The 10,205-nt window shown below is 73.1% G+C and carries 9 protein-coding genes; 6 read left to right on the forward strand and 3 right to left on the reverse strand.

Annotation, left to right across the window (positions count from 1 at the left end):
• From VF468_15980 to VF468_15990, 3 genes are all read right to left on the reverse strand, one after another.
• A partial coding sequence (locus VF468_15980) for an FAD-dependent oxidoreductase (protein ID HEX5879791.1) occupies positions 1-1,415 on the reverse strand: 1,415 nt, incomplete at its 3' end.
• Positions 1,416-1,507: 92 nt separating this feature from the next.
• Complete coding sequence (gene fabI / locus VF468_15985; GenBank protein ID HEX5879792.1) at positions 1,508-2,323, reverse strand: enoyl-ACP reductase FabI; 816 nt, start codon at positions 2,321-2,323, stop codon at positions 1,508-1,510.
• A gap of 100 nt (positions 2,324-2,423) precedes the next feature.
• Entirely contained in the window at positions 2,424-2,606 is a 183-nt protein-coding gene (locus tag VF468_15990; GenBank protein HEX5879793.1) for a hypothetical protein, read from the reverse strand.
• Positions 2,607-3,048: 442 nt separating this feature from the next.
• Between VF468_15990 and pdhA the strand changes: the two genes are divergently transcribed.
• The 6 genes from pdhA to cax all read left to right on the forward strand — a co-directional run bounded on the left by pdhA (position 3,049) and on the right by cax (position 10,198).
• Positions 3,049-4,125, forward strand: coding sequence for a pyruvate dehydrogenase (acetyl-transferring) E1 component subunit alpha (pdhA, locus tag VF468_15995; protein HEX5879794.1), 1,077 nt, complete (start codon positions 3,049-3,051; stop codon positions 4,123-4,125).
• 11 nt (positions 4,126-4,136) lie between these two features.
• Entirely contained in the window at positions 4,137-5,114 is a 978-nt protein-coding gene (locus tag VF468_16000; GenBank protein HEX5879795.1) for an alpha-ketoacid dehydrogenase subunit beta, read from the forward strand.
• A 20-nt stretch (positions 5,115-5,134) separates the two neighbouring features.
• The gene (locus tag VF468_16005) at positions 5,135-6,451 is read left to right on the forward strand and encodes a dihydrolipoamide acetyltransferase family protein (GenBank protein ID HEX5879796.1); all 1,317 of its coding nucleotides are present in this window, start codon (positions 5,135-5,137) and stop codon (positions 6,449-6,451) included.
• 152 nt (positions 6,452-6,603) lie between these two features.
• Positions 6,604-7,743: a M15 family metallopeptidase gene (locus VF468_16010; protein HEX5879797.1), complete on the forward strand. Its 1,140-nt coding sequence runs from the start codon at positions 6,604-6,606 to the stop codon at positions 7,741-7,743.
• 28 nt (positions 7,744-7,771) lie between these two features.
• Entirely contained in the window at positions 7,772-9,040 is a 1,269-nt protein-coding gene (locus tag VF468_16015; protein ID HEX5879798.1) for an FIST N-terminal domain-containing protein, read from the forward strand.
• A 12-nt stretch (positions 9,041-9,052) separates the two neighbouring features.
• Complete coding sequence (gene cax / locus VF468_16020) at positions 9,053-10,198, forward strand: calcium/proton exchanger (protein HEX5879799.1); 1,146 nt, start codon at positions 9,053-9,055, stop codon at positions 10,196-10,198.
• Positions 10,199-10,205: the final 7 nt, after the last annotated feature.

Here is a 10,205-nt window from a genome sequence, read left to right on the forward strand (position 1 = left end):
AGCCAGTCGGTGCGCGGCTCGGCCCCGATCAGGATGAACATCGCCGAGGCGGGGACCTCCCGGGTCGCGCCCGTGTGCCGGTCCCGCAGGGTCAGGCCCTCCAGGCGCTGGCGTCCGTGGCCGTCGACCACCTCGGTGTGGAGCAGCACGGCGATGTTCGGGGTCGCCTCGACCTTCCGCACCAGGTAGTCGGACATGAACTCGCCCAGCCGCTCGTCGATGGTGACGATCGTCACCGAGGCCGCGTAGGCGGACAGGTGGATCGCCGCCTGCCCGGCCGAGTTGCCGGCGCCGACCACGAACACGTCCTCGCCCCGCAGCGCCCGGGCCTCGCCGCCGGTGGACCCGTAGAAGACGCCGGCCCCGTTCAGCGCCTCCAGCGCCGGCACGCCCAGCCGCCGCCAGGCCACGCCCATGGCCAGGATCACCGCCCGGGTGGCCACCTCGCCGCCGTCCGACAGCCGCACCAGCCGGTCGCGTCCCCTGGCCCGCAGCCCGGTCGCGGCCTGGGCCAGGATGAAGTCGGCCCCGAACAGCCAGGCCTGCTGCACGGCCCGCTGGGCCAGCTCGTCGCCGCTCAGCCCGTAGGGGAACCCCAGGTAGTTGCGGATGTGGGAGCTGGTGCCGGCCTGGCCTCCGGGGACGGCCGGCTCCAGCACCTGGGCCGCGAAGCCCTCGGAGGCGGCGTAGACGGCCGCGGCCAGCCCGGCCGGCCCCGCCCCGACGATCAGCACGTCGCAGCCGCCACCGGCCGGGCTGGTCCGCATGCCCAGGGCCCGGGTGAGCTCGGCGTGGGTCGGGTCGACCAGGACCAGGCCGCGGCGGAACAGCACCACCGGCAGGCGGCTGCCGTCCTCGCCGGCCTGCTCGAGCAGGCGCCGGCCGTCGGGCGAGTCGTCGGGGTAGAAACCGAAGGGGATCCCGACCCTGGCCAGGGTGTCGCGCAGCTCGTGGGAGCGGGCCGCCCAGCGCCGGCCGACGATCTGGATCGCCTCGGCACCCTCCCCCCGCGACTTCTCCCAGGCGGCCAGGAACTCGCTCACCGGCAGGTACAGGTACTGCTCGACCGGCAGCCACGGCCGGAACAGGACGTAGTCGAGCTGGCCGAGGGTCATGGCCCGGACCACCGGCTGGCCCGAGGTCCACTCGCCCCGGTGCTCCAGCAGGACCCGCTTGGCCGACGGGTGCAGCTCCCGGGCCCGCAGCAGCAGCGCCAGCCCGTCCAGGCCCTCCATGCGCCTGGCCGCGATCACCAGGGCGACCGGCTCGTCGGCGCCCGCGAGCCGCTCCAGGGTGGCCAGCGCGCCGGCGGGGGAGCGCTCGGCCACGATCCGGTAGTCCCCCCCGAAGCGCCGCCCCAGGTCGGCGGCGAGCGCGTCCACCAGGCGGCCGTCATCGGCGACAACGAAGATCACCGGCCGCTGCGAACCTGATCCATGTGGGGGGAGCCCGCTCCCCCCACGGCTCCCCAGAACCTCCGACCCTGCCATGGCGAGGGGTGGCTTCCTTAGCCGTCCTCGGCCGCCAGCCTGGCCTGCTCCTCCTTGGAGAGGAGGTCGGTGCCCATGGCGTGGAAGCCGCCGTCGACGTGGATCAGCTCGCCGCACACGCCCCGGGACCAGTCCGAGAACAGCCACAGGGCGACCCGGGCGACCACCGTCGGGTCGCCGACGTCCCAGCCCAGCGGGGCCCGCTTGGACCAGGCGTCGGCCAGCAGGGTGAACCCGGGGATGCCCTTGGCGGCCATGGTGCGGATCGGGCCGGCGCTGATCGCGTTGACCCGGACCTGCTTGGGGCCGAGATCACGGGCCAGGTAGCGGGTGACCGACTCCAACGCGGCCTTGCAGACGCCCATCCAGTCGTACACCGGCCAGGCCACCCGGGCGTCGAAGTCGAGGGTGACCACCGAGGCGTGGTGGTTCTCCAGCACCGGCAGCAGGCCGGCGGTCAGCTCCTTGAGCGAGAAGGCCGAGACCTGGAAGGCGGTGGCGGCCGAGGCGTACGGGGTGTTGAGGAAGTTGCCCCCCAGGGCGTCGGCCGGGGCGAAGGCGATGGCGTGGAGCACGCCGTCGACGGTGCCCCAGCGGGAGGCCAGCTCGTCGTTCACGGCCCGGACGTCCTCGGGCTTGTTGACATCCAGCTCCAGGACGTCGACCTCCTTGGGCAGCCGCCGGGCCGTCCGCTCGGTCAGCGAACGGGTGCGGCCGAAGCCGGTGAGCACCACCTCGGCCCCGTTGTCGAGGGCCTCGCGGGCCACCGCATAGGCGATCGAGCCGGGCGTCAGCACCCCGGTGATCAGCAGTCGCTTGCCGTCGACGAGCACGGGGTGGTCCTCCTCGGGGGGCTTCCAGGCGTGGGCGCATTCTAGACGCCAACGGGGGGCGGCCACGTCGGCCGCCCCCCGGTTCACAGCTGCAGCTACGTCAGTGCGTCAGGCGCTCGGTCATCAGCGAGATCACGTTGCCGCGGTCGTCGAAGTCGCGGACCACGGCGAACTGCGCCGTCTCCCGGGAGGCGAGCCGGCCCCCCGCGTCCAGGTAGGAGAGGCGCTCGGCGCTGCCTGGCGCTGGCTCCTCGGCCACTTCCGAGTCCGGTGGAATTGCCACTGGCATCCCTCCTCGGGGCGGGGCACAACTGCCACTCACGGTGTACCACCTTCGGAGGGGTTGCGAAAGTCCGCCGGGGACGACCTGCGCCACGTGCGGATAGTCAATTCGGGCCATATCGGGCCGGGATTCGACTAGTCCGACCTACAACCCACCACATCCTCCATCTCCGTAGTTCCCCTGATGTTCCGTTTGGGAACAGCGCAGTACGTTCACGCTGTCATCGTCGGAGGCGACCGAACGGGAGCGGTCCCCCGGCGATCCGGAAGCGCCGCCTCCCCCCGGGCGGCACCCGCAAGGGCCGGAACCCATCGAGGTTCCGGCCCTTGTGTACTGAAACCGGCCGGACCTGCGCTCTTCGGTTCCGGGGAGTCTTGTGTATTGCGCCCATTCCTACGAGTAGGATCAGGAGAGTCGGCGCAACGACGCGGGAGACACTGGCATGGACCAGACCGACGAGCAGGTTCGGCTGCTCGGCGAGGACGGGACGCTCCTCCAGCACGACACCTACAAGGTCGAGCTGAGCGACGAGGACCTCTGCGACCTGTACCGCCAGCTCGTGGTGGTGCGGCGCATCGACGTCGAGGGCAACAACCTCCAGCGCCAGGGCCAGCTCGGCATCTGGGCGCCGTGCCTGGGCCAGGAGGCGGCGCAGGTCGGCAGCGCCAGGGCGCTGGGGCCGGACGACTTCGTGTTCCCGTCCTACCGCGAGCACGGCGTCGTCTACGTCCGCGCCGGCATGGAGGTGCTGTCGGTCCTCGGCCTGTACCGCGGGGCCAACCTGTCCGGCTGGGACCCCCAGCGCCACAAGATCTCCCAGTACTCCATCCCCATCGGCACCCAGGCCCTGCACGCCGTCGGCTACGCCGTCGGGGCCAAATGGGACGGGGCCGAGATCTGCGCCGTCGCCTACTTCGGCGACGGCGCCACCAGCGAGGGCGACGTCAGCGAGGCCTTCAACTTCGCCGCCGTGCACAGCGCCCCGGTGGTGTTCTTCTGCCAGAACAACCAGTGGGCCATCTCGGTGCCGCTGGCCAAGCAGATGGCCGGCCCTGTCTACAAGCGGGCCCTCGGCTTCGGCTTCCCCGGGGTCCAGGTCGACGGCAACGACGTGCTGGCCGTCTACGCCGTGACCAGAGCGGCGGCCGACCGGGCGCGCGACGGCGGCGGGCCGACCCTGATCGAGGCCATCACCTACCGGCTCGGGGCCCACACCACCACCGACGACCCGACCCGCTACCGGACCTCCGACGAGCTCGACGTCTGGAAGGCCCGCGAGCCGATCGGCCGCTACCGGGCGTTCCTGGAACGGGCCGGGCTGTGGTCGGAGACGCTGGAGGGCGACGTCCAGGCCGAGGCCGACCAGGTCGCGGCTCGGGTCCGGTCGACCGTCGAGGACATGCCCGACCCGCCCCTGTCCCACCTGGTCGACCACGTCTACGCCGACCCGCCGGCCACCCTGGTCGCCCAGTGGCGCCAGCTCGAGGAGTTCGAGGCCCAGTTCCAGGCCGAGGCGTGAGGGAGGCACCGATGGCGCAGATCACGATGGCCAAGGCGCTCAACACCGCCCTGCGCGACGCCATGGAGGCCGACGACCGGGTGGTGCTGCTGGGCGAGGACGTCGGCACCCTCGGCGGGGTCTTCCGCATCACCGACGGCCTGCTCAAGGACTTCGGCGAGCAGCGGGTGATGGACACCCCGCTGGCCGAGTCGGCCATCATGGGGGTCAGCATCGGGCTGGCCCTGCGCGGCTACCGGCCCGTGCCCGAGATGCAGTTCGACGGCTTCAGCTACCCGGCCCTCGACCAGATCATCAGCCACCTGGCCAAGTACCGGAACCGCTCGGCCGGCACCCAGGCCATGCCGGTGGTCTGCCGCATCCCCTACGGCGGGGGCATCGGCGCCGTCGAGCACCACTCCGAGAGCCCCGAGACCATCTACTGCCACACCGCCGGCCTCAAGGTGGTCACGCCCTCCTCGGCCGCCGACGCCTACTCGCTGCTGCGCCAGTCCATCGAGGCCGACGACCCGGTGATCTTCCTTGAACCCAAGCGCCGCTACTGGGCCAAGCAGGAGGTCGACCTGCCGGTCGCCACCGAGCCGATCGGCCAGGCCCGCGTGCTGCGCCAGGGCAGCGACCTGACCCTGGTCGCCTACGGCCCCATGGTCAAGGTCGCCCTGGACGCGGCCGAGGCCGCCCAGGAGGAGGGCGTCGGCTCGCTCGAGGTCATCGACCTGCGCAGCCTGGTGCCGCTGGACGAGGAGACGCTGGTCGCCTCCGCCGCCCGGACCGGCCGGATGGTGGTGGTGCACGAGGCCCCGCAGTTCCTCGGCATGGGCGCCGAGGTCGCGGCCCGTGTCACCGAGGCCGCCTTCTTCCACCTGGAGGCGCCCGTGCTGCGCTGCACCGGGCTCGACATCCCGTACCCGCCGGCCCGGCTCGAGGAGGCCCACCTCCCCGGGGTCGACCGGGTCCTGTGGACCGTCCAGCGGAGCCTGGACTTCTAGCTCAGGAGGAGAAGGTCCCGATGGCCGAGCGCGAGTTCAAGCTCCCCGACCTGGGCGAGGGGCTCACCGAGGGCGAGGTGGTGCGCTGGCTGGTCGCCGAGGGCGACGCCATCACCCTCAACCAGCCGATCGTCGAGGTGGAGACGGCCAAGGCGGTGGTCGAGATCCCGGCCCCGTACGCCGGGACAGTGGTCAAGCTCCACGCCGGCGAGGGCGACACCCTGGACGTGGGCGCCCCCCTGATCAGCGTCGACACCGGCGGGGGGCCGGCCGGGGCCGCGTCCCCGGCGGCCGCCTCGGCCCCGGTGGCGGCCGAGCCCGAGCAGGAGCTCCAGGCCACCCTGGTCGGGCCAGGGGAGCGCCAGCAGGCCCGCCGCCGCCGCATCGGCGGCCACGCCCGCAGCGCCAACGGCCCTCGCGCCGCCGCCCCGGCCCAGGCCCCGCCCGGGCCGGCGCAGCTGCGCCCCCGGGCGACCCCGCCGGTGCGCCGCTACGCCAAGGACCGCGGGGTCGACCTGACGGCGCTGGTCGGCACCGGCCGGGACGGCCGCATCACCCGCGAGGACGTCGACGGCGCCCTCGGGACCGCCGAGCCCGCCGCCGGGGCCGCCGGGGCCGTGGCCCGGCAACCGCGCGAGCGCAGCGAGGAGCGGATCCCGGTTCGCGGCACCCGGCGCCAGATCGCCGCCGCCATCACCGCCTCGGCGTTCTCGATCCCGCACGTCACCGAGTTCCTGACCGTCGACGCGACCCGCCTGATGGAGCTGCGGGAGCGCCTCCGCGCCCTCCCGGCGGCGGCCGACCTCAAGCTCACCCCGCTCGCCGTGGTCGCCAAGGCGCTGTGCGTGGCCGTCCGCTCGTTCCCGCTGATGAACTCGTCCTGGGACGAGGACGCCGGCGACATCGTCGTCAAGGGCTGGGTCAACCTCGGCATCGCCACCGACACCCCGACCGGCCTGCTCGTCCCCAACATCAAGGACGCCGACACCCTCGGCATCCTCGACCTGTCGCGCGAGCTCACCCGCCTGACCGCCCTGGCCCGCGAGCGCAAGGCCGCCCCCACCGACCTCACCGGCGGCACCATCACCATCACCAACGTCGGCGGCTTCGGGGTCGAGACCGGCACCCCCATCATCAACAGGCCCGAGTGCGCCATCGTCGCCACCGGCCTGATCGCCCCCCGCCCCTGGGTGGTCGACGGCCAGCTCGCCGTCCGCCAGCTCATGACGACCTCGGTCTCCTTCGACCACCGCATCGTCGACGGCGCCTACGCCGCCCAGTTCCTCGCCCACCTCCGCGACCTGCTCGAAGACCCGGCTCTGCTGAGCGCGTTCTAGTTCCGGGGCCCTACCGACGCGCCGGGGCGCGGTGCCAGGCGTTCGGTGCGTTGGGCGAACCGTCCATATCGGATCGGTGAAACTCGCAGGTTCACTGTTGCAACGCGATTCCCGATAGTTACGCTGGACGTAACGGGGAGGGGAGATCGCGCATGACCGCGCGAGGGCGAGCGCTGGCGATCCTCACCGGCTTGGCGGTGCTCGTGGCCGGGTGGGTCGTGTTTGTCGCCGCCTGGAGCGGGCCAGCCGGGGCCGGGCCGGACGGGTGGGGGGCGGGGGTGGCCGGGACCCGGGCCGCCGATCTGGACGCGTTCCGGAACGAGTTGCTGGTCTGGGCGCCGGGCGGGTTCTCCGAGCGTGAGGTCGGGCGGGTGCGCGACTCGACCCGGGTGGCCGCCATCAGCGCCGTTCGGACCGGCACGCTGCCGGCAGCCAGCGGGCGGCGCGGCTACCGGGTGGTCCCGGTGGAGGCGATGGCGGTCGACACCAACGCCTATACCGCCGCCGCCGGCCGGCCGGGGCGCAAGCTCGCCACCCTGCTGCCCAAGGGGGCGGTCCTCTCCAAGACCGGGGCCAAGCTCCGCAAGGTCAAGTCGGGCGGCAAGCTGAAGCTGTCCGGCAACCGCACCGTGGCCGTCAGCGGGGTGGTCGACGACGCCCTGCTGGGCGGCTACGAGGTGGCCCTTGAGCGCACCCTGGCCCGGCGCTACGGCATCCAGCGCGCCGCCTACCTGCTGGTCAGGCCGCGCGGGTCGGTCGACGGCCTCCAGACCGAGCTCGGCAAGCTGCTCAAGGGCCGGGCGGTCCGGTTCGTCACCCCCGGCGACCGCCCGTACGTCCGCGGGGGCGACGGCCTCCTGCCCCTGGCCCAGGTCAAGGCCCGCTTCGGCGAGTTCGCCCTGCCGAGCCTGCACCGTGGCCGGCCCGACCCGAAGTGGACGCGGGCCAACCTGGTGACCAGGAAGCTGCCCGTGCTCGGGCGGGTGCGCTGCCACCGCCTGGTCGTCGACGACCTGGGCAAGGCCATGGCCGACCTTCAGCGCCAGGGCCTCCGCGGGCAGGTCGACGTCGGCGCCTTCCGGCGCCAGGGCGGCTGCTGGAGCCCCCGGCTGCTGCGCGAGCGCCAGCTGGGGGGCAAGCTGTCCCGCCACGCCTGGGGCATCGCCGTGGCCCTCAAGGTCACCGGGGACGAGCGCCTGATCCGGACCATGGCCCAGCACGGCTTCGCCTGGGGCGGCGGTTTCGCCCGTCCCGACGCCACCCATTTCGAGTGGGTCGGCCGGGGATCCTAGCGGGGTCGAAACCGGGTAGCCTTGCGCAATGCTCACCTTCGGCGCCGCCATCTCCACCGCACCCGACCACCAGCAGGCCCTCGACGAGGCCATCCCGGCCGCCCTCGACCAGCTCGGCGACGCTCCCGACCTGGTGGTCTGCTTCTTCTCGATGGACCACGCCGGCGCCGCCGCCGGCATCGCCCTGAGCCTGTCGGAGCGCACCGGCACCTCGGCCATCCTCGGCTGCACCGCCCAGGGGGTCATCGGCGACGGCCGCGAGCTGGAGGGGGAGCCGGGCCTGGCCGTCTGGATGGCCAGGCTGCCCGGGGTCGACGTCCGGCCGTTCGCCCTGCGGGTGCTGCCCCTTGAGGACGGCGTCGGCATCGGCGGCTGGCCCGACCTGCCCGAGGACGAACGGGCCAGCGTGCTGCTGCTGGCCGACCCCTTCACCTTCCCGGCCGACAGCTTCCTGGAGCGCCTCAACGCCGAGCAGCCCGGCCTGCCGGTGGTCGGCGGGATGGTCTCGGGAGCGATGGAGCCCGGGAGGCACCGGCTGCTCTGCGGCACCGAGGTGCTCGACGGCGGCGCCGCCGGGGTCGCCCTGGTCGGGCCCGTCGACATCCGGGCCGTGGTCAGCCAGGGCTGCCGACCGGTGGGCTCGCCGTTCGCCGTCACCCGGGGCGAGGGCAACATCGTCCACGAGCTGGGCGGCCGGCCAGCGGTCGACCGGCTGCGCCAGCTGCTGGCCAGCCTCGACCAGCACGAGCAGGAGCTGCTGCGGGGCGGCGGCCTCCAGGTCGGCCAGGTCATCGACGAGCACAAGGCCAGCTTCGACCGGGGCGACTTCCTGGTCAGGGGCCTGCTCGGGGCCGACCCGGAGACCGGCTCGATCGCCGTCGGGGACAGCGTCGAGGTGGGCCAGACCCTGCAGTTCCACATCCGCGACGCCGCCGCCGCCGACGAGGACCTCGAGCTGCTGCTGACCCCCGTGTCCCGCTGGCGGCCGCGGGGCGTGCTGCTGTTCTCCTGCAACGGCCGGGGCCGGCACTTCTTCGGCGAACCCGACCACGACGCCGCCCGGGTGGCCGCCGCCACCGACGCCGCGCCGATGGCCGGCTTCTTCGCCCAGGGCGAGATGGGACCGATCGGCGGTCGCAACTTCCTGCACACCTTCACCGCCAGCATGGCGGTGTTCTGCGAGCCCCGCGACCCGGTGCCGGCCCTCGACCGTGCCGCGGAAGCCGCCCCGGCCAGCGAACAGCCACCGGTCCCGTCCCAGCCGCCGCAGGCCCCGGAGGCCCCGGAGCCCGTCTAGGAGCAGCCGCCGATGACCGCCCCCGCCGACGTCGAGCCCCGCTTCAACCTCCGTCGCTTCCTGCTCAGCGGGGACGGCTGGCCGTACCTGCTGGTGCCGTTCATCCCCCTGGCCATCATCCTCGAGGTCGTCCACGCCGGGGCCACGCCGATCTTCCTCGCGGCCGCCCTCGGGGTGATCCCGACCGCCGCCCTCATGGGGCGGTCCACCGAGGAGCTGGCCGCCCGCTCCGGACCCGGCATCGGCGGCTTCCTCAACGTCACCTTCGGCAACTTCCCCGAGCTCGTCATCGCCCTGTTCGCGCTGAACGAGGGCCTCCAGGAGGTCGTCAAGGCGTCGGTCGTCGGCTCCATCCTCGGCAACATCCTGCTTGTCATGGGGGCGGCCATGCTGGCCGGGGGGCTCGGGCGCGACCGCCAGCGCTTCGACCGCACCGCCGCCAACGTCCAGTCGCTGATGCTGCTGCTGGCCGCCGTGGCCCTGGTCATGCCGGCGATCTTCGAGCTCGTGGCCGGGGCCGGCCTGCCCCGGCCCACCGACGAGGCGATCGACTTCCCCAGCGACCTGGACGCGTTGTCGGTCGGGGTGTCGGTGGTGCTGCTGATCACCTACGCGGCCGGGCTGGTGTTCTCCCTGCGGACCCACCGCGACCTGTTCAACCCCTCCCACGACGAGGAGGACCACGGCGGCGAGCCCTGGTCGGTCCGGCGGGCCGTGACCATGCTGGCCATCGCCGGCGTGGCCGTCGGGGTGATGTCGGAGATCCTGGTCGGCTCCATCACCGAGGCGTCGGAGAACCTCGGCCTGTCGCCGTTCTTCGTCGGCATCATCGTCGTCGCCGTCGTCGGCAACGCCGCCGAGCACTGGGTGGCCATCTACTTCGCCCTGCGCGACAAGATGGACCTGGCGGTCAACATCGCCATCGGCTCCTCGGCCCAGATCGCCCTGTTCGTGGCCCCAGTGCTGGTCCTGCTGTCGTTCGTGGTCGGGCCGTTCCCGATGGCGCTGGTGTTCAACGGCTTCGAGATCGGCGCCATCTTCCTGGCCGTCCTGGTCGCCAACCAGGTCACCCAGGAGGGCGAGTCGACCTGGTTCGAGGGCCTCCAGCTACTGGCCGTGTACGTCGTGCTGGCGCTGATCTTCTACTTCGTGACCTGAGACCGCG

The organism is Actinomycetota bacterium, assembly GCA_036280995.1.
Classification (GTDB): Bacteria; Actinomycetota; CALGFH01; order CALGFH01; family CALGFH01; genus CALGFH01.

Excerpts from the sequence above, each read along its gene's own strand:
- VF468_16005 (HEX5879796.1), top strand. The coding sequence starts at position 5,135 with ATGGCCGAGCGCGAGTTCAAGCTCCCCGACCTGGGCGAGGGGCTCACC.
- VF468_16015 (HEX5879798.1), top strand. The coding sequence starts at position 7,772 with ATGCTCACCTTCGGCGCCGCCATCTCCACCGCACCCGACCACCAGCAG.
- pdhA (HEX5879794.1), top strand. The coding sequence starts at position 3,049 with ATGGACCAGACCGACGAGCAGGTTCGGCTGCTCGGCGAGGACGGGACG.
- VF468_16000 (HEX5879795.1), top strand. The coding sequence starts at position 4,137 with ATGGCGCAGATCACGATGGCCAAGGCGCTCAACACCGCCCTGCGCGAC.
- VF468_16010 (HEX5879797.1), top strand. The coding sequence starts at position 6,604 with ATGACCGCGCGAGGGCGAGCGCTGGCGATCCTCACCGGCTTGGCGGTG.
- cax (HEX5879799.1), top strand. The coding sequence starts at position 9,053 with ATGACCGCCCCCGCCGACGTCGAGCCCCGCTTCAACCTCCGTCGCTTC.